Annotated in this window: 17 protein-coding genes and 1 tRNA gene; 6 read left to right on the forward strand and 12 right to left on the reverse strand. The window is 63.6% G+C overall.

The genetic code is table 11. The annotated features are described in order from the left end of the window. Nucleotides 1–241 precede the first annotated feature (241 nt). A complete protein-coding gene (locus tag E1N52_RS28470; RefSeq protein WP_027797379.1) occupies nt 242–445 on the forward strand; it encodes a cold-shock protein in 204 nt (67 codons plus the stop codon). Between the two features lie 158 nt (nt 446–603). Here the strand turns inward: E1N52_RS28470 and E1N52_RS28475 are convergent, their stop codons facing one another. From E1N52_RS28475 to E1N52_RS28485, 3 genes are all read right to left on the reverse strand, one after another. After that, nucleotides 604–1,863: an Hsp70 family protein gene (locus tag E1N52_RS28475; RefSeq protein WP_133186184.1), complete on the reverse strand. Its 1,260-nt coding sequence runs from the start codon at nt 1,861–1,863 to the stop codon at nt 604–606. 191 nt (nt 1,864–2,054) lie between these two features. After that, complete coding sequence (locus tag E1N52_RS28480) at nt 2,055–2,657, reverse strand: nitroreductase family protein (RefSeq protein ID WP_069268276.1); 603 nt, start codon at nt 2,655–2,657, stop codon at nt 2,055–2,057. Nucleotides 2,658–2,821: 164 nt separating this feature from the next. Continuing rightward, nucleotides 2,822–4,105, reverse strand: coding sequence for an MFS transporter (locus E1N52_RS28485; protein ID WP_133186186.1), 1,284 nt, complete (start codon nt 4,103–4,105; stop codon nt 2,822–2,824). A 174-nt stretch (nt 4,106–4,279) separates the two neighbouring features. Between E1N52_RS28485 and E1N52_RS28490 the strand changes: the two genes are divergently transcribed. Continuing rightward, the gene (locus E1N52_RS28490; protein ID WP_133186188.1) at nt 4,280–4,921 is read left to right on the forward strand and encodes a TetR/AcrR family transcriptional regulator; all 642 of its coding nucleotides are present in this window, start codon (nt 4,280–4,282) and stop codon (nt 4,919–4,921) included. Between the two features lie 19 nt (nt 4,922–4,940). Next, nucleotides 4,941–5,510, forward strand: coding sequence for a DUF1415 domain-containing protein (locus E1N52_RS28495; protein ID WP_133186190.1), 570 nt, complete (start codon nt 4,941–4,943; stop codon nt 5,508–5,510). A 19-nt stretch (nt 5,511–5,529) separates the two neighbouring features. Here the strand turns inward: E1N52_RS28495 and E1N52_RS28500 are convergent, their stop codons facing one another. Continuing rightward, nucleotides 5,530–6,393: a class I SAM-dependent methyltransferase gene (locus E1N52_RS28500; protein ID WP_133186192.1), complete on the reverse strand. Its 864-nt coding sequence runs from the start codon at nt 6,391–6,393 to the stop codon at nt 5,530–5,532. Between the two features lie 375 nt (nt 6,394–6,768). Here E1N52_RS28500 and E1N52_RS28505 point away from each other — a divergent pair, with 375 nt between their 5' ends. Further along, nucleotides 6,769–7,089 carry a type II toxin-antitoxin system HicA family toxin gene (locus E1N52_RS28505; protein WP_028206633.1) on the forward strand — a complete coding sequence of 107 codons (321 nt, stop codon included), beginning with the start codon at nt 6,769–6,771 and terminating at the stop codon, nt 7,087–7,089. Nucleotides 7,090–7,215: 126 nt separating this feature from the next. Here E1N52_RS28505 and E1N52_RS28510 read toward each other — a convergent pair whose 3' ends face one another. Next, nucleotides 7,216–8,364: a methyltransferase gene (locus E1N52_RS28510; protein WP_133186194.1), complete on the reverse strand. Its 1,149-nt coding sequence runs from the start codon at nt 8,362–8,364 to the stop codon at nt 7,216–7,218. 256 nt (nt 8,365–8,620) lie between these two features. Between E1N52_RS28510 and E1N52_RS28515 the strand changes: the two genes are divergently transcribed. Continuing rightward, nucleotides 8,621–11,413, forward strand: coding sequence for a type IIG restriction enzyme/methyltransferase (locus E1N52_RS28515; RefSeq protein ID WP_133186196.1), 2,793 nt, complete (start codon nt 8,621–8,623; stop codon nt 11,411–11,413). Between the two features lie 69 nt (nt 11,414–11,482). After that, entirely contained in the window at nt 11,483–12,433 is a 951-nt protein-coding gene (locus E1N52_RS28520; protein WP_133186198.1) for a cation diffusion facilitator family transporter, read from the forward strand. A 72-nt stretch (nt 12,434–12,505) separates the two neighbouring features. On the opposite strand, the gene E1N52_RS28525 is transcribed toward E1N52_RS28520, so the two are convergent. The 7 genes from E1N52_RS28525 to E1N52_RS28555 all read right to left on the reverse strand — a co-directional run bounded on the left by E1N52_RS28525 (nt 12,506) and on the right by E1N52_RS28555 (nt 17,699). Continuing rightward, nucleotides 12,506–12,581: transfer RNA gene (locus E1N52_RS28525), tRNA-Thr, on the reverse strand. Between the two features lie 18 nt (nt 12,582–12,599). Further along, nucleotides 12,600–13,097 carry a ClpXP protease specificity-enhancing factor gene (locus E1N52_RS28530; protein ID WP_133186200.1) on the reverse strand — a complete coding sequence of 166 codons (498 nt, stop codon included), beginning with the start codon at nt 13,095–13,097 and terminating at the stop codon, nt 12,600–12,602. Nucleotides 13,098–13,176: 79 nt separating this feature from the next. Continuing rightward, the gene (locus E1N52_RS28535; protein WP_027797364.1) at nt 13,177–13,788 is read right to left on the reverse strand and encodes a glutathione S-transferase N-terminal domain-containing protein; all 612 of its coding nucleotides are present in this window, start codon (nt 13,786–13,788) and stop codon (nt 13,177–13,179) included. 114 nt (nt 13,789–13,902) lie between these two features. Beyond that, the gene (locus E1N52_RS28540) at nt 13,903–14,688 is read right to left on the reverse strand and encodes a cytochrome c1 (RefSeq protein ID WP_133186202.1); all 786 of its coding nucleotides are present in this window, start codon (nt 14,686–14,688) and stop codon (nt 13,903–13,905) included. A gap of 18 nt (nt 14,689–14,706) precedes the next feature. Then, nucleotides 14,707–16,095 carry a cytochrome b gene (locus E1N52_RS28545; RefSeq protein ID WP_133186204.1) on the reverse strand — a complete coding sequence of 463 codons (1,389 nt, stop codon included), beginning with the start codon at nt 16,093–16,095 and terminating at the stop codon, nt 14,707–14,709. Continuing rightward, nucleotides 16,095–16,715, reverse strand: coding sequence for a ubiquinol-cytochrome c reductase iron-sulfur subunit (gene petA / locus E1N52_RS28550; protein WP_133186206.1), 621 nt, complete (start codon nt 16,713–16,715; stop codon nt 16,095–16,097). The genes E1N52_RS28545 and petA overlap by 1 nt, the downstream gene beginning before the upstream one ends. A 237-nt stretch (nt 16,716–16,952) precedes the next feature. Continuing rightward, entirely contained in the window at nt 16,953–17,699 is a 747-nt protein-coding gene (locus E1N52_RS28555) for a Nif3-like dinuclear metal center hexameric protein (RefSeq protein WP_133186208.1), read from the reverse strand. Nucleotides 17,700–17,718: the final 19 nt, after the last annotated feature.

Below are 17,718 nucleotides of genomic sequence, written 5' to 3' on the forward strand. Positions count from 1 at the left end.
CTTATCAAGCTTTGTAAGGGTTCGTTTCGACCCTGTAGCAAAAAAATACGAACTTTCCCGGGGACCCAGTTGACCTTCCTGCCATTTAGCCGTATAAAGTTCGGGCAGGATTTCAAGCGGCGAGTGTGAATAGGTCTTTCGTAGTTCGCCCATCAACGGTACTCCGGCTGGTCCCATACCCCTTCCTTGATTTTCGTGCACCTCTCGGGCTTCGGCCTTCATTCATTTTTAGGAAAGTAATATGGAAACCGGTACCGTCAAGTGGTTCAATGACGCAAAGGGCTTTGGCTTTATCACCCCGGACGGCGGCGGCGAAGATCTGTTCGCGCACTTCTCGGAAATCAAGGTTGACGGCTTCAAGACGCTGCAAGAGAACCAAAAGGTTCAATTCGAAGTCCGCACGGGCCCGAAGGGCAAGCAAGCTGCCAACATCAAGCCGGTCTAAGTACTGCGCTCATTGGTCTGCTACGGCTTACAGGATCTGAACGCTGCTTCTGCGAAGTTCCTGACTAGCAAGCTTACCGAAAAACCCCACGCTTCTTCCGGAAGGTGGGGTTTTTTCTTGCCTGGCGCTTTTCAACAGAGTTTAGGCGCCCCGCGCGTTTAGCCGAAAAGGCGCTGCGCGTGAATGCCGAGACCCGTCGCCACGCTGGCGAGACGGTCGCCGAACACGGCCTGCGACTGCGGAAACGCCTCGGCCAGCGCCTGCGTCAGGAACAAGAGGCCGGTCGAGCCGCCAGTGAAGTACAGCGCGCTCACCTGAGCCGGCGCGACACCCGCCGCCTGCACCGTTTCACGCGCAGCCTGCACGATGCGGCGCGTCTCTTCACGACCCGCCTCGACGAGTTGCGTGTCGCCGAATGCGAGACGCAAGTCTGCCTCTACAGCCTCGAGGTCGATCATCGTCTCCCCGCCCGCCGAAACGCCGATCTTCGCCTCCTCGGCGCGCGCCGTGAGCGCGTGACCCAGACGCTCGTCGACCACACGCATCAGCCGGTCGTGATGGCGCGTGTCGGTGTACAGATGGCGCATGAGCTTCAGCTCGGTTGCGCGCTTGGGCGTGTAGATCGTGTTGATGAGATGCCACGTCGCCAGATCGAAATAGATGCGGTTCGGCACCTCGCGGCCTTCGGCATCGAGCGACTGGTAGCCCAGCTCGCGCAGGATGGTCGCGAGTTCGACGCGGCGGTCGAAGTCGGTGCCCGCCACGTGCACGCCGTGGTGCGCGAGCACGTCGTCCTTGCGTTCGAGCCGTGTCATGCGATCGGGCCCCACGCGCACGAGCGAGAAGTCCGACGTACCGCCGCCAATGTCGGCGACGAGCACGAGCCCTTCTTCCGCGAGGCGCGACTCGTAGTCGAACGCCGCCGCGATCGGCTCGTACTGGAACTCGATCTCGCGAAAACCCACCCGGCGCGCCGCGGCTTCGAGCTGGTCCTGGGCGAGCTGATCGGCGCGCGGGTCTTCATCGACGAAGAACACCGGACGGCCCAGCACCGCGCGCGAGATCGGCGTGCCCGAGCAACGCTCGGCGCTGCGCTTCAGGTGCTCCAGAAAGATCGTGATGATTTCGGTATAGGGCATCGCGCTGCCGTCGCCCAGATCGGTCGTGCTTTCGGCAAGCGGCGAGCCGAGGATGCTCTTCATCGAGCGCATCAGCCGGCCGTCGAAGCCGTCGATATAGGACGCCAGCGCCGCACGGCCGTATTCGCGCGTGTGTTCGTCGACGTTGAAGAACACCGCCGTGGGCAACGTGGTGTGTGCGCCTTCCACCGGCGCGAGGCGCATTGCGCCGTCGGCCGCTGCCGGGAGCGCCACCGCCGAATTGGAGGTTCCGAAGTCAATCGCGCAGAAGCTGGTCATGGCAAGAGCGCGCCGCAGCGAATGCGCGCGCAAGAGAGGAAAGGTCGGGGGGATCGGCTTTGTAGCACGAAAGCGCCGCGCGGGGCAACCGCGGGCCCATGATGCGGCCCCGCAAGAAAAAAACGCGCGGGCCATGCCGCGCGTTTTCGCTAAAGCTCGCAACCCTTCATGGGTGCGTGGCTTGCCCCGACTCAGCCCTTGAACGGCTGCTTCCAGGCGTTCGCGTAGGCGATGTCGCCCATCGCCGAGCGCGTACGTTCCGCCTTTTCACGGTCGCGCAGTACGGGCTCCAGCTTCTCGGCTTCGCCATAGTGGCCGATCGAAATGATCGAGAGCGGCTCCACGTCGTTGGGCAGCGCGAATTCCGTGCGGAACGCCTGCACGTCGAATCCGCTCATCTGATGCGCCGCGAGACCCAGCGCATGCGCCTGGAGCACGAGCGACATGGCCGCGGCGCCCGCATCGTATTGCGCCGTGCGATTCACTTCGCCCTTCGCGTTGAGCGTGTGTGCCGTCACCGCGATCAGCACCGACGCCGGCGCGTTCCACTGCTGATTGAACGGCACGAGCGTCGCGAATGCGCGCTTGAACGCGACTTCGTCGGCGCTGCGGTCGAACACGATAAAGCGCCACGGCTGCAGGTTGTAGCCCGAGGGCGCCCAGCGCGCCGCCTCGATCACCGCGTGCAGCGCCTCGCGGCTCACCGGCTCGCTCGAATAGGCGCGCGGGCTCCAGCGGCCGGCGATGAGTTCGTGAATGGGCACGGCTGTCGGTGCGGGTTTGTGCTTCGTCATGCCTTGTGTGTCCTTGGGGTGTCGGGCGGCATGCCCGGGGGTCACTAGAATAACCGCAGCGTGTGAAATACGCTCAAACGCAACGGGCGACGCTGATGCGTCGCCCGTCGGGGTGCGCCGAAATGCGCACCGGCGCCGTGAAGTCGCGGAGGCCTGGCGCCTCGTCAGGCCGTTTGAACGCCCACGGCGCGCGGCCCGCGGTTGATGCGCAGCACGAGGAAGGACGCCACGAGACACAAGCCGCCCGAGATCATCGACGCCACCGTATAGGTGCCGAGGCTCGAGCGCAGCAGGCCCGCGCCGAACGCTGCGAATGCCGCGCCGAGCTGATGCCCCGCCACGACCCAGCCGAACACGATCGGCGCGCGCTCCTTGCCGAAGACATCGGTGGCAAGCCGCACGGTCGGCGGCACCGTCGCGATCCAGTCGAGGCCGTAGAACACCGCGAAAATCGGCAGCCCGAAGAAGTCGATGCCGAACGCGTGCGGCAAATAGATCAGCGAGAGTCCGCGCAGCCCGTAGTACCAGAACAGCAGCAGGCGGCTATTGAAACGGTCCGAGAGCCAGCCCGAGAGCGTCGTGCCGAACAGGTCGAAGATGCCCATCGTCGCGAGCAGCGAGGCGCCCTGCACTTCGGTCATGCCGTAGTCGCCGCACATGGCGATGAGGTGCGTGCCCACATAGCCGTTCGTGCTCGCGCCGCAAATGAAGAAGCTGAAGAAGAGCAGCCAGAAGTCGCGCGTGCGGCTCGCCGTGAAGAGCGCGTCGAACGCAATCTTCAGCGGATTTTGATGCGGAGCGGGCGGCGCGACGGGGGTGCTCTCGTCCTCGCCGAACGGACGCAGACTTACGCTCGCAGGCCGCTCGGGCAGCAGGAACAGCACGAGCGGCAGCACCGCCGCGGCGGCCACGGCGACCACGAGCACCACCGACTGCCAGCCGTGCTTCTCCACGATGGCCGCAAGGAGCGGCAGGAACACGAGCTGGCCCGTGGCCGAACTCGCGGTGAGGATGCCCATGGCAAGCCCACGGTGAGAGTGGAACCAGCGCGTGACGACAGTGGCCGAGAGCGAGAGCGCCGCGACGCCGGTGGCGCCGCCCACCATCACGCCCCAGATGAGGATCATTTGCCATGGATGCGTCATCAGCGCGGAAAGCGCCACGCCTGCCGCCATGGTGCCGAGCGCCGCGAGCAGCGTGGGCCGCACGCCGAAGCGCTGCATGGCCGCCGCCGCAAACGGGCCCATGAGGCCATAGAGCGCGATGTTCACCGAGATGGCGAGCGAGATCGTCGCCCGGCTCCAGCCGAACTGATGCTCGAGCGGCACCATCATCACGCTGGGCGTCGCGCGCGTGCCGGCCGCCGCCAGCAGCACCAGAAACACCACCGCCACGACGAGCCATCCGTAGTGGAAACGCCCGCTTATTCGTCTCGCTGCCCAGTTCATTGGTGCTCCAGTTGCGCCGCGCCGGCTTCGACACGCCGATGTCTTCGTTGGTATGACCACTCGCTGCGACGATTCGCCATCGCTGGATTGTTACCGATCGGTCACAAGTGTGTTGCGATAGTAGTTACCGCTCGGTAACATGTCAAGCAATCACCCTGATCGCGAGATGCCCTCATGAAACACGAAGGCCACGACGAAACGTCCACCGCCGCCGCGCGCACGCCCCGCCCCCGCGCACAGACGGCCGGCGCGCGCGCGCACGAGCATCTGCTGCGCGCCGCCGATGAGCTGTTCTATCGCGAGGGCGTGCGCGCGGTCGGCATCGAGGCCGTGGTCGAGCGCGCCGGCGTCAACAAGATGAGCCTGTACCGGCAGTTTTCGTCGAAGGACGATCTCGTCGTCGCCTACCTGCAGCGCTGCGATGTGCGCTTCTTCGAGCGCTTCGACGAAAGCCTCGCGAAGCACCCTGGTGAACCAGCAAAGCAGTTGGTGCAGTATTTCGAGGACCTCGCGCGCCGCGCCTCGGTGCCGGACTATCGCGGCTGTCCGTTCGTCAACGTCGCGACCGAATTTCCCGACGCCACGCACCCCGCACGGCGCAGCGTCGACAACAACAAGACGCGGCTCATGGCGCGGCTCACTGCGCTCGCGCAGGAAGCCGGGGCCAAAGATCCGGTCGCGCTCGCCGAGGAACTCGCGCTGCTCGTGGAAGGCGTCTATGCCGCCAGCCAGACTTACGGCCCCGGGTGCGGCGCGATTCTCGCCGCGCCACGCATGGCAAAGCTGTTGATCGAGGCGGCATGTCCCGGGCGCTAGCCGCCCGTAAAATGACACGATGAACGAAACCGCTGCTCCGTCCCCCGAACACGCCGCCATTCTCGAAGCGACCCGCCACTGGCTCACGCGCGCCGTGATCGGCCTGAACCTCTGCCCGTTCGCGAAAAGCGTGCACGTGAAGAACCAGATTCGCTATGTGATCAGCGAGGCGACCGATCTGGAAGGTGTCCTCACCGATCTCGAACGCGAGTTGCAAACGCTGGCCGAGGCGGATGCTGCGGAAATCGACACGACGCTCCTGATCCTGCCCCACGCGCTGGCAGACTTCGCCGATTTCAACGATGCGACCTGGTTTGCCGAGCGTCTCGTGCAGCAGCTGCGGCTGGAAGGCACGCTTCAGGTCGCGAGTTTTCACCCGCAATTCCAGTTCGAAGGCACCGAGCCCGACGACATCGAGAACTACACGAACCGCGCGCCGTATCCGATCCTGCATCTGCTGCGCGAAGCGAGCATCGAGCGCGCAGTCGAGGCGTTCCCCGACGCCGCCGACATCTACGAACGCAACCAGGAAACGCTGCGCAAGCTCGGGTTCGAAGGTTGGCAAGACTGGATGAGCAAGCGCGACTGACGCCGCGCTGCCCGCAGGTTCAGCTTTCGGTTGCCGCTTCGGGCTCCGCCTCGCCCTCATCAGCGAAAAAGCGCTCGCGCAGATCCGCGAGCCCGAACGTATCGAGAATCTCGTTGAGCCGCGCCGCCGGACGGCGTCGCGGCAAATCCTTGTACTGGGCGATGATGAGTTCGTTCTTCATCGAGTGCTCCCAGCCCACCAGTTCCGTCACGCTCACCTGATAGCCGTGCGCCTCGAGTTGCAGACAGCGCAGCACGTTGGTGATCTGGCTCCCGAATTCGCGCGTATGCAGCGGATGGCGCCAGATCTCCGTGAGTGCCTGGCCGAGCGACTTGCCCTTGTTGCGGCGCAGTACCCCCGCCACCTCGGCCTGGCAGCACGGCACGACCACGATGTAGCGTGCGTGCTTCTTGAGTGCGAAGCGCAGGGCGTCGTCGGTGGCGGTGTCGCAGGCGTGCAGCGCCGTCACGATATCGACCGTTGGCGGCAGTTGCGGCGAGGTGATCGAATCAGCGACCGACAGGTTCAGGAACGACATCCCGCCAAAGCCGAGCCGTTTGGCAAGCTCCTCCGAGTGCTGCACGAGCTCGTCGCGCGTCTCGATGCCATAAATGTGTGACCTGTCGCGCTGATCCTTGAAGAACAGGTCGTAGAGAATAAAGCCCAGATAGGACTTGCCTGCACCGTGATCGACGAGGGTCACGTCGCGGCCATCCTGCTTGAGGTCCTTGAGCAGCGGCTCGATGAACTGGAACAGGTGATAGACCTGCTTCAGCTTGCGGCGGCTGTCCTGGTTCATCTTGCCGTCGCGCGTCAGGATGTGGAGCTCCTTGAGGAGTTCGACGGACTGGTTCGGACGGACTTCGTAAGTCTTGCTGGACATCGGCGTGGTCAGATGAAAGGCGTGGTATGTCGCGAAACGTGCGACAGGCGACAGATGGGTTGCAGTATTTCTGTCATTTTACGAAAAAAGCTAGTCCAGGCTGCCGAACCCATAAGAGCAGCCAGTGTCGTAATAGCGTCCAGGCACGCTGACCCACGTGCGGACAGGAGGGAGGGGTTGAATAGAAGAGACACGAGGATTTTTTCGTCCCCGATGCCCAAAAAGGACCAAAACGCAGCGCGACCGGTCGGCAACGAATCGACAGGGGCGCATTGGGAGGTCGCACCGGGAGTGCCGGTTGCGATGAATCAGGCTGGCGCAGTCCTCGCTGCGCGAAGAGCGCACGACGCTGAACGGCCTTGCATGGGGCATGCAATGAATACGATACCTGACGGAAACGCAGAGCAAAAATTCCAGGAACTGCTTACCAAACTCGTCACGGTTCCCGACTGGACGGAAAAGCAGCAACTGGAGCTGGAAATGGCGCGCGACATCTCGGTGGAGATGCTGCGGGTCGCGGAAAGCATGCGCGACGGCCCTTCGGATCTCGAGACCTGCCTGATTCTGCTGAAGTACGCGAAGGTGCTCGATTTCGTGATGTCGGCATTGGCGTCGCGCCGCGATATCAAGCCACAAACGCTGCGTGTGATTTTCAAGCTGGCAGGCCTCAAGGTCGACGAGGCCTATCCGGGGTGAAGCCGATGTAAATCTGACGCACTCCCGGCGTGGCAGCCAGGCCGCCGACGCCGATACTCGATACCCATGCGGGCCGTTAGCGGCCCGGCTTCTTCTTTTTTGCCAACGCCTTTTCCCGCCGCCGGTTCATTCTGCACGCACCTTGAGGCGCCACAGCGACGTCAGTTCAGCCGCGCGCGCACGATAGAGCGGATCGCTGGGATCAGACGCTTTCGGGTGGCGCGGACGAATGTCCTCGCGGCCCACCACTTCGAGTCCCGCCTGCACGATCATCTCGACGAGCGCTTCGCGCGTACGCAGCCCGAGATGCTCCGCGAAGTCGGACAGAATCAACCACCCCTCGCCGCCCGGCTCGAGATGACCCTTGAGACCGCCGAGAAAGCCGCGCAGCATGCGGCTCTCGGGATCGAACACGGCGTACTCGATGGGCGACGCGGGACGCGCCGGCACCCACGGCGGATTGCAAACAATGAGCGGAGCGCGCCCCGTCGGGAACAGATCCGCCTCGACGACCTCGACCTGCGCGGCGTAGCCGAGGCGGGTAAGGTTTTCGCGCGCGCAGGCCAGCGCGCGGGTGTCCTGATCGGTAGCGACCACGCGCTTCACGCCGCGCGAGGCGAGCACGGCCGCGATCACGCCCGTGCCCGTGCCGATGTCGAAGGCCTTTTCGAGCGACGGGAGCGCCGTGCGCGCCACGAGGTCGACGTATTCGCCGCGCACCGGCGAGAACACGCCGTAGTACGGATGAATGCGTGCCCCGTTCAGCGCCGCGATCTCGACGCCCTTCTTGCGCCATTCGTGCGCGCCGACGAGACCGAGAATTTCACGCAGTGACACCGCAGACGCTTCGCCATCTGCCGCGCCCCACGCCTCTTCGCACGCGAGCCGGACGTCGGGTGCGCGGCGCAGGTTGATGCCGTAATCGCCTTCGAGCGGAATCAACACCATGCCGAGCGTGCGGGCGCGCTGCGCCTGCGCCTGGCGATGCAGATGAAACGCTTCGAGCGGTGAAACGGGCGCCTTGGGGGGGGCGGCCTTGTGCGGCTTGCGCTCGGCACGGCGCGCCATGGCCTGCAGCAATTGACGCGCGTTCTGATAGTCGCCGCGCCACAGCAGCGCGGTGCCTTCGCAGGCCAGGCGGTACGCGGTGTCCGCAGTCGTGCGGTCGTCGGCGATAACCACGCGTTTGGGCGCCGGCACGCCAGCCTCGGAGCGCCAGCGCACCGTGCGTGGGCCTTCGGTGTCGGGCCAGGTAAGAGTGGGATGTTCGGTCATAGGTTGGATATTCGGTGCGGCGGGCCAGTTCGTCGATTCACACCCGACCCGCGGGTGGGCGCAGCGGGGCGCCTCGCGCGGCGCCATCATATAGCACAGCGATGCGGCGCGTTCCGCCCCATCGCCTTCGCAACGATGATCGCTCAGACGGGCGGTCGCGTCGACTCGGCCAGACGGCGTAAGACGAAACGCGCGCGCCCGGCAGTAAAATGTGCGCCGACCGTGCCCCGCCAGGCCACGCCCATCCGCCGAGACCATGCCAGAAACCACCCAGCAGACACGCCGCGCGCGCGAACCGCGCACGCGCCGCGCCAGCGCCGGCGGTGGGCTCGACGAAGGCTTTTACGCCGAACTGCTGCACATCGTGGGGTTGCGGGAGAGCGTGTCAGGTGTCAGGCGTACCGTCGCACGACTCGCGCCGCACGAGCGCTTGCGCGGCGCGCTGATCGAACTCGCGCTGTCGCGCCTGGCCACCTGCGATGGCGAGAGCCAAAGCGCGCGGACGGAGTCCGACCACTTCGAACTTGCGCTTCGGCTTTGCATCGCATGGATCAGCCGCCTCGTTTTTCTCAAGGTGCTCGAAACGCGTCTGCTGACACTCCATGATGGCGATTCGACCTACGCGTTTTTGAACGCAGAGCACATCCGCACATTCAGCGATCTCGACGCGCTGTGCGACGCAGTACTAGGCGCCGCCGACGACACGCCACCGGCTCGCTTCGCTCACCTTCCCCGCTTTGACGGTTCGCTTTTCGAGCCGCAAGACCTGGACCGAAGCCTGCTCGATATGAGCGCGCTCGACGAAAGCGCCACGCTGCCGCTTTTCCGGGCGACGGTACTCCCCCATGCGAGCGGCGAGCGGCACACGCTTGCGTATCTGCTCAATTTTCTCGCCGCGTTCGACTTCTCCGCCGGTCTGGTTGCGCGAGAGCCAACCGCGGCGAACAGGCGTTGCCTCGACGCCTGGGCGCTCGGGCTCGTCTTCGAAAAGCTCAACGGTTACCGCGACGGCGCCTGGTACACGCCGGGCAGCGTCGCGATGCAGCTCGCCCGTCCCGCCATCACGCAGGCAGCGCTGAATCGCTTGAATCGCACCATGGGTTGGCGCTGCACGAACATCGATCAGCTATCCGAACTGATCGGCGAATTCATCGGCGAATCGAGCGAAAAACGTGACGAAGCTCGCGCGATTCTGGACTCGCTGCGCATCTGCGATCCCGCCGTAGGTTCGGGGCATCTGCTCGTTTCAGCGCTCAACGAGTTGCTGGCGCTGAAAGTGCGCCTTGGCTTGCTGAACGCGCACGACCGCGAAGCTCTGAGTGCGTGCCGCATCGACGTCACCGCGGACCGTCTTTGCGTCACGCACGCGAATGGCGAACCGCTCAGCCGCGAGCGCGATGGCACGACCATCAGCACGATCGAAGCCGCGCTCTTTCGCGTGAAGCGAGACATCGCCGAGCACTCGCTTTTCGGTGTGGATATCAACGCGGATTCTGTCGGCATGGCGCGCCTGCGGCTGTGGATCGAACTGCTCGAACACGCTGACTTCACGGTTTCGCTGCCGAACCTCGAGACCAACCTCAGAGCGGGCAACGCGGCGCTCAGCCGTTTTGACTTCGATACGCCCCTGCGCGACCACGCTGAGCTGGTGGCGAACTATCGCGCGAGCGCGGCAAGACTGCGGGCGACAGCCACACCCGACGCAAGGCGCGCCGAAATCACCCGATACGCACAACTGCGCGACGCGTTGCAAAACGCCCTCGCGAAGAACCAGGCCGAAGCGCCGCCCGAAGAAGCCACGGCGTTCGAATGGCGCATCGAATTCGCCGACCTCCTCACCGACGACGGCGACTTCGAGCGCTTCGACGCCGTCATCGCGAACCCGCCCTATATCGACTCCGAGCGCATGATCAATGAGGGCCAGCGCGCGCTGCGCGAGAGGCTGGCGCGGAGCTGGCCGAGTGCGAGGGGCAACTGGGACCTCTATATCGTGTTCATCGAGTTGGGCCTCACGCTCCTGAGGCCAGGCGGCGCGATGGCGTATCTCACGCCCGACAAGTGGCTCTCGAAGCCCTTCGGCAATGCGTTGCGCGCACGGCATCTGGGCAAGATCGAGCGCATCGTCAGGCTCGGGCGCGACGTGTTCGAGCAGGCGCGCGTGGATTCGATCATCACGCTCTTTCGCGAGTCCGGCACGCCCGCCATCGCGACCGCGCGCATCGATGGTGAGACGCTCACGGAGCTTGCGCAAACCGACAAAGGCACGCTCGAGACGCCATGGCCGCTCGATGCATTGCTCTCGCCGCACGCCGCGTTCGTGCAGCGATTCGCCGGTGCGCACGTGACGCTCGGTTCGCTGCTGCCCTGCGAAAACGCCTGCGCGACGTCGGACGCGTACCGGCTCGCGCCCCTCGTCGAAGCGGCCGACGGCCGATTCCAGCCGGACCACCACTACCGCGTGGTGAACACCGGTACGCTTGGCCGCTACGTCTCACGCTGGGGCAGCAAGCCGATGACCTATCTCGGGCGACGCTACGAGGCGCCCGTGGTCGAGCGCGAGCGCTTCGCGTCGACGTTCGCGAACGGCTACGGCGCGAAAGCCAGGGCAAAGAAGGTGATCGTGAAAGGCCTCACGCGGCTCGACGCGACACTCGATCTCGCAGGCGACACGATCCCCGGCAAGACCACGCTGATCCTGCGCTCGGACGACGAGAACCTGCTGAAGTTCGCGGCGGCGTTGCTCAATTGCCCGCTCTCGGTTTTCCTGATCCGCGCGCAGTACGGCGCGTCGAGCTACAACGGCGGCGTGGCGTTCACGAAAGCGATGATCGACGCCTTGCCTGTGCCGAGCTGCGCTTCGGTGCGCAGCGAGGTCGCCGACTGCGTGACCCGATTGCTGCACGCCGAGCAGTCCGGATGCAACGCGCCGGAAGTCGACGACATCGCGCGCGAGATAGATCGACGCCTTTACCAGGCCTTTGGCCTGTCGCCAGAGGAGATCGACCTCGTGGAAGGCCACACTGGCTCGATCGTGCGCGAGGCAAACTGACCGGGCAGCCCGGCGACGGCGTCCCGGCGAGTCGGCTAGTCTTGCTCATCCTCGCGCAGAGCAGACATCATGGAACGGCTTCGATTCTTCAGTGCTTCCGACGAGAGCAGCGTGCTGACGCTATCGATCGCCACGACGTTGGTGATCGCCTTCATCGGCATTCTGTTCGGCCTGATCTCCGGCTCGTTTTCCATTGTGTTCGACGGCGTCTATTCGCTCGTCGACGCGAGCATGAGCGCGCTCGCACTCGCCGTCGTGCGCCTGATCACTTCCTATGCTGTCAACGTCGACCTGCCGCGCAAATGGCGCGAGCGTTTCACTATGGGCTTCTGGCATCTCGAACCCATGGTGCTCGGGCTCAACAGCACGCTGCTCGTGGGCGTGGCCGTCTATGCGCTGATCAACGGCGTCACCAACCTGCTCTCCGGCGGCCACGAGTTGCACTTCGGCCCTGCGCTGGTCTACGCCGTGCTCACCGTAAGCGCCTGCGTTGCGATGGCGGTGTTCGAATCGCGCGCGAACCGCCGGATCCACTCGGATTTCGTGCGCCTCGATATCAAGTCGTGGATCATGTCCGCAGGCATCACGGCGGCGCTGCTCGTCGCCTTCAGCGTCGGCTATGCGATTCAGGGAACCGCGTGGGAGCACCTCACGCCCTATGTCGACCCGGCGGCGCTCGTGGTGGTGTGCGTCGTGATCATTCCGATTCCGCTCGCGGAAATCCGCCAGGCCCTGCTGGACGTGTTGCTCGTCGCGCCCCCGGATCTCAAGCAGCATGTCGATGCCGTCGCGAAACGCTTCGTCGAGCGCTACGCCTTCGAGTATTACCGGGCTTATGTCGCGAAGGTGGGCCGCTCCCGCGAAATCGAGCTGTATTTCGTCGTGCCGCCCGACATGCCGGCGAAGCGCATCGCCGAATGGGACGCGATCCGTGACGAAATTGGCCGGGCCATAGGCGGGGACGAATCGCACCGCTGGCTCACGATCATGTTCACGAGCGATCCGGAATGGGCGGAGTGATGAATCTGGCGCGGGCGGGCGCAGAAAGCACAAAGGGTTACGTGAGATTCACGTAACCCTTTGTCTTGAATGTGGTGCCGGCTGCAGGACTCGAACCCGCCACCTGATGATTACAAATCAACTGCTCTACCAGATGAGCTAAGCCGGCGTAGCCCGCTATTCTACTTCATTTCACGATCTTGAGGTGGCCCTTGCCGCCCTTGTTGCCGCCGTCGTCATCCTTGTCGGCAGCGCGCGTCACAACCGGCGCAGCGGGTTCCTCGGCAGGCTCGTCGCGCACTGCTTGTGCCTCATGCGCTTCGGCTTCTTCGTGGTCCTCGGAGGACAGCACGTCGTCCGCGTCGCCAGGCGGCGACTCGACCGGGAACGCCATGCCCTGACCGTTCTCGCGCGCGTAGATCGCGAGTACGTTCGACACCGGCACCTCGATCTTGTGCGACTTGCCCGAGAAGCGCGCGTGGAACTCGATCATCTCGTTGCCCATCTGCAGCTGGCTCGTCGCCTCGAAGCTGATGTTCAGCACGATCTCGCCGTCACGCACGAACTGGCGCGGCACGCGCGTGCGGTTATCGACCCGCACCGCGATGTGCGGCGTGAAGCCGTTGTCGGTGCACCACTCGTACAGCGCGCGCAGCAAATACGGCTTGGTGGAAATCTCTTGCATCAACAATCCTTTCACGAGGCGGCGTCCACACCCACGCTGCGTACGCCGCCTCTGTTACCTGCAACTGCCAGGATACTGCTTAACGGCGCATGACCTTTTCAGACGGCGTCAGCGCTTCGATATACGCCGGACGGCTGAAAATGCGCTCAGCATACTTCATGAGCGGCGCGGCATTCTTCGACAGCTCGATGCCGTAGTGGTCGAGGCGCCACAGCAGCGGCGCGATTGCGACGTCGAGCATCGAGAACTCTTCGCCCAGCATGTACTTGTTCTTCAGGAAGATCGGCGCGAGCTGCGTGAGGCGGTCGCGGATCGCGAGGCGCGCCTTCTCGTGGTTCTTCTCGGCCGCCTTGCCCTTCTCGTTTTCGAGCGTGCTCACGTGCACGAACAGTTCCTTCTCGAAGTTGAGCAGGAACAGACGCGCGCGGGCGCGCTGGACCGGGTCGGCCGGCATCAGCTGAGGATGCGGGAAGCGCTCGTCGATGTACTCGTTGATGATGTTCGACTCGTACAGAATCAGGTCGCGCTCGACCAGAATCGGCACCTGACCGTACGGATTCATCACGGCGATGTCTTCCGGTTTGTTGAACAGGTCGACGTCGCGGATTTCGAAGTCCATGCCCTTTTCGAACAACACCAGCCGGCAGCGCTGGGAGAACGGGCAGGTAGTGCCGGAGTACAGAACCATCATGATTTACATTTCCTCAATAAACCCAAAAGGCCAGCGGGCGAAAAAACCGCCTGACGGTCCCTGAACCGTCAGACGGCATCTCGTCGCACCGGCCCCACGTCGGTCAGGACGTGCCTATTTGATATCTTTCCAGTACGCGGCGTTCAATCGCCACGCGAAAAAGCTCAAGACGCCGAGGAACAGGAGCACCCACACGCCAAGCTGCCTGCGGGTTTTCTGCTCGGGTTCGGCCATCCAGCCGAGGTAGGCCACCAGGTCGGCCACGTCGGCATCATAATCCACAGGCGATAGCGTTCCAGGCGTGACCTGCTGGAACCCCGCAAAGCGACGGACTTTTTCCCCGGTTTCCTCGTCCGTCGTGTCCTCGAACTTCGCCGTGCGTATGCCCTGCAACTGCCACAGCACGTGCGGCATGCTCACGTTTTCGAACACCAGATTGTTCCAGCCGGTCGGCCGCGTATCGTCGCGGTAGAAGCTGCGCAGGTACGTGTACAGCCAGTCGCGCCCTTTCGCCCGCGCTTCCACGGAGAGGTCCGGCGGCGCTACGCCGAACCACGCCTTCGCGTCGTCCGGGCGCATCGCGATGGACATCGTGTTGCCGACCTTGTCGGTCGTAAACAACAGATTATCTTCGATTTGCTTCTGCGGAATGCCTAGAACCTGCAACCGGCTGTAGCGCATCAAGTTCGCACTATGGCAATTCAGACAATAGTTTACAAACAATTTGGCGCCGTGTTGCAGCGAAGCAAGATTTTCGCCGTTATCGGGAGCGCGGTCGAGCGGAATGTTTTCCTGCGCCGCCACTGATCCGACCCCAAAGGCACATGAGAGCGCCAGCGCGGCCAAGCCGGCCCGGACGCTCGCCTTCACGAGCGTCGAAAAAAGAGAACGTTTCGTCATATCTTCCTCGCTCGTCAATTAATGGGGCTTGAACCGCACGCGCTCGGGCGGCTGCTTGAAAGTGCCAAGCGGCGTCCAGAACGGCATGCCGAGGAAGAAAGCGAAGTAGACGAGCGCGCAGATCTGGGCGATCAGCGTGGCCGCCGGCGATGGCGGCTTCGTGCCAAGGAACGCGAGCGTCAGGAACGCCAGCACGAAGATGCCGAGAAATACCTTGTGGAAGAACGGCCGGTAACGGATCGACTTCACCGGCGAGCGGTCGAGCCACGGCAGGAAAAAGAGCGAGATCACCGCCGTACCCATCACCACCACGCCCCAGAACTTCGACTCGGTGAAGTACATGGCGAGGATCACGAGCACCGCCAGCACCGGCAGCCCGGCGCGCCATTTGCCGCGGGCGCGCACCAGCGCGAGCAGCCCGAGCAGCGCGATCACGATCATCAGCACGATCTTGAACGGGTCGGTGGTGGCGCGCAGCATCGCGTAGAAAGCCGTGAAGTACCAGACCGGCGCGATTTCGGGCGGCGTTTGCAGCGGGTTGGCCGGCACGAAGTTGTTCGCCTCGAGGAAGTAGCCGCCCATCTCCGGTGCGAAGAACACGATCGCCGCGAAGATCATCAGGAAGATGCACACGCCCATGAAGTCGTGCACCGAGTAGTACGGATGGAACGGGATGCCGTCGAGCGGCACGCCGTTCGCGTCCTTTTTCGCCTTGATCTCGATGCCGTCCGGGTTGTTCGAGCCCACTTCGTGCAACGCGATGATGTGACAGATCACGAGCCCGACCAGCACCAGCGGAATGGCGATCACGTGGAACGCGAAGAAGCGGTTCAGCGTGACGTCCGACACCACGTAGTCGCCGCGAATCCACAGCGAGAGGTCCGGGCCGATGAAGGGAATCGCCGAGAACAGGTTCACGATCACCTGCGCGCCCCAGAACGACATCTGGCCCCATGGCAGCAGGTAGCCGAAGAACGCTTCGGCCATCAGGCACAGGAAGATCGCGCAGCCGAAGATCCACACGAGCTCGCGCGGCTTGCGGTACGAGCCGTACAGAAGCCCGCGGAACATGTGCAGATACACGACCACGAAGAACATCGAAGCGCCCGTGGAGTGCATGTAGCGGATGAGCCAGCCCCACGGCACCTCGCGCATGATGTACTCGACCGACGCGAACGCGAGCGTCGCATCGGGCTTGTAGTTCATGGTGAGGAAAATGCCGGTGATGATCTGGTTCACCAGCACGAGCAATGCGAGCGAGCCGAAGAAGTACCAGAAGTTGAAGTTCTTCGGCGCGTAGTACTCGGAAGCGTGAGCGCGCCAGCTCGCCGTCATTGGAAAGCGCTTGTCGATCCAGCCTTGCAGCCCGGCCGTCTCCACCACTTCCTTTTCGGTTCCCGTCGCCATTACGCTTCTCCTTTTTCGTCCTTGCCGATCACGATCTGCGTCGGGGACGCGAACATGTAGCGGGGAATGTCGAGGTTTTGCGGCGCCGGCTTGTTCTTGAACACGCGGCCGGAGAGATCGTAGGTGGAGCCGTGGCACGGGCACAGGAAGCCGCCTGGCCAGCTGTCGGGCAGGTTCGGCTGCGGGCCTTCCTGGAAGCGCGGTGTCGGCGTGCAGCCCAGATGGGTGCAGACGGCCACCGCCACGAGAATGTTCTGATGCTCGGCGCGCGAACGGAATTCGTTCATGCAGTACTCCGGCATCGGCATCGAGAACGGATGTTCGGAGTTCGGATCGGCCAGATCGGGATCGGCCTTCTTGACGTCGGCCATCATGCGATCCGTGCGGTTGAGGATCCACACGGGCTTGCCGCGCCAGGCGACGGTCATCATCGAGCCGGGCTGCAGATTCGTGATATCGGCTTCGACGGGCGCGCCGGCGGCGCGGGCTTTTTCGGATGGTGCAAAGGACCCTACGAAAGGTACGACAGTGGCCACGCCTCCAATGCCACCTGCTACGGACGTCGCAATCAGCCAGGTTCGGCGGCTGCCATCGACGCGGTCATTCTCGTTGTCTCGCATCACATCGCCCCACTTCTGAGTTGGATTTTTCCGTCACGCCAGCTTACCCGCGGTGCTGCCGAACGCTAGTTTGCTCGAATGGAGTTGGCATTTACAAGGGGCGTTCTCGAAAAAGCCTCGGAAGTCCTTGATATCTCGGGGTTTTCCCGCAGAAAAGAGGGCCACTTTCTTTTCAGTTTGTAAATGCCTCATGAATAAAACGATGCTGCGCCACGACAATTTGCGCCGAATTCGCAATCAAACGGGATTGTCGATATCGATGAAAAGATGCTCGATATTGAAGGCCTCCGAGAGGTGCGCGCCGACCGCCTGGACACCGAAGCGCTCGGTTGCGTGATGGCCCGCGGCGAGGAATGCCACGCCGCTTTCCGCCGACGTGTGCGTGATCTGCTCGGAGATCTCGCCGGTGAGGAAGACGTCGGCGCCGGCGTCGATCGCGGCCTCGAAGAGACTTTGCGCCGCACCCGTGCACCAGGCCACGCGGCGCAGTTGCCAATCGGGGTCGCCGAGCACGAGCGGCGTGCGGCCGAGCGTCTGCTCGACCTCGGCAGTGAAGTGCGCGAGCGTGATCGGCATTGGCAGCGTCGCCATCCAGCCAAGATCCTGCTCGCCGAAGCGTTGTTCGCCGATCCAGCCGAATCTCGCGCCCAACTGCGCGTTATTGCCCAGTTCGGGATGGCTGTCGAGCGGCAGATGGTAGGCGAACAGGTTGATATCGTTCGCGAGCAGCGTCTTCAGACGCCGGTACTTGCGGCCCGTAATTTGCGGTGCTTCGTTCTTCCAGAAGTAACCGTGGTGCACGAGCACGGCGTCGGCGCCCCACTCGAGCGCGGCTTCGAGGAAGGCGAGCGAAGCGGTCACGCCCGTGGCGATCTTCTCCACGCGACGCCGCCCTTCGACCTGCAGGCCATTGGGGCAGTAGTCCTTGAACCGCGCGGATTCCAGAAGATTGTTCAGATACAATTCCAGTTCGATCCGATCCATATAATCCTCTAATCTTCAG

Origin of the sequence: Paraburkholderia guartelaensis (assembly GCF_004353905.1) — a bacterium.
Lineage (GTDB): Bacteria > Pseudomonadota > Gammaproteobacteria > Burkholderiales > Burkholderiaceae > Paraburkholderia > Paraburkholderia guartelaensis.

What these genes read in the sequence shown, in the direction of transcription:
- E1N52_RS28470 (WP_027797379.1), top strand. Translation starts at nt 242, where the DNA reads ATGGAAACCGGTACCGTCAAGTGGTTCAATGACGCAAAGGGCTTTGGC.
- E1N52_RS28475 (WP_133186184.1), bottom strand. Translation starts at nt 1,863, where the DNA reads ATGACCAGCTTCTGCGCGATTGACTTCGGAACCTCCAATTCGGCGGTG.
- E1N52_RS28480 (WP_069268276.1), bottom strand. Translation starts at nt 2,657, where the DNA reads ATGACGAAGCACAAACCCGCACCGACAGCCGTGCCCATTCACGAACTC.
- E1N52_RS28485 (WP_133186186.1), bottom strand. Translation starts at nt 4,105, where the DNA reads ATGAACTGGGCAGCGAGACGAATAAGCGGGCGTTTCCACTACGGATGG.
- E1N52_RS28490 (WP_133186188.1), top strand. Translation starts at nt 4,280, where the DNA reads ATGAAACACGAAGGCCACGACGAAACGTCCACCGCCGCCGCGCGCACG.
- E1N52_RS28495 (WP_133186190.1), top strand. Translation starts at nt 4,941, where the DNA reads ATGAACGAAACCGCTGCTCCGTCCCCCGAACACGCCGCCATTCTCGAA.
- E1N52_RS28500 (WP_133186192.1), bottom strand. Translation starts at nt 6,393, where the DNA reads ATGTCCAGCAAGACTTACGAAGTCCGTCCGAACCAGTCCGTCGAACTC.
- E1N52_RS28505 (WP_028206633.1), top strand. Translation starts at nt 6,769, where the DNA reads ATGAATACGATACCTGACGGAAACGCAGAGCAAAAATTCCAGGAACTG.
- E1N52_RS28510 (WP_133186194.1), bottom strand. Translation starts at nt 8,364, where the DNA reads ATGACCGAACATCCCACTCTTACCTGGCCCGACACCGAAGGCCCACGC.
- E1N52_RS28515 (WP_133186196.1), top strand. Translation starts at nt 8,621, where the DNA reads ATGCCAGAAACCACCCAGCAGACACGCCGCGCGCGCGAACCGCGCACG.
- E1N52_RS28520 (WP_133186198.1), top strand. Translation starts at nt 11,483, where the DNA reads ATGGAACGGCTTCGATTCTTCAGTGCTTCCGACGAGAGCAGCGTGCTG.
- E1N52_RS28530 (WP_133186200.1), bottom strand. Translation starts at nt 13,097, where the DNA reads ATGCAAGAGATTTCCACCAAGCCGTATTTGCTGCGCGCGCTGTACGAG.
- E1N52_RS28535 (WP_027797364.1), bottom strand. Translation starts at nt 13,788, where the DNA reads ATGATGGTTCTGTACTCCGGCACTACCTGCCCGTTCTCCCAGCGCTGC.
- E1N52_RS28540 (WP_133186202.1), bottom strand. Translation starts at nt 14,688, where the DNA reads ATGACGAAACGTTCTCTTTTTTCGACGCTCGTGAAGGCGAGCGTCCGG.
- E1N52_RS28545 (WP_133186204.1), bottom strand. Translation starts at nt 16,095, where the DNA reads ATGGCGACGGGAACCGAAAAGGAAGTGGTGGAGACGGCCGGGCTGCAA.
- petA (WP_133186206.1), bottom strand. Translation starts at nt 16,715, where the DNA reads ATGCGAGACAACGAGAATGACCGCGTCGATGGCAGCCGCCGAACCTGG.
- E1N52_RS28555 (WP_133186208.1), bottom strand. Translation starts at nt 17,699, where the DNA reads ATGGATCGGATCGAACTGGAATTGTATCTGAACAATCTTCTGGAATCC.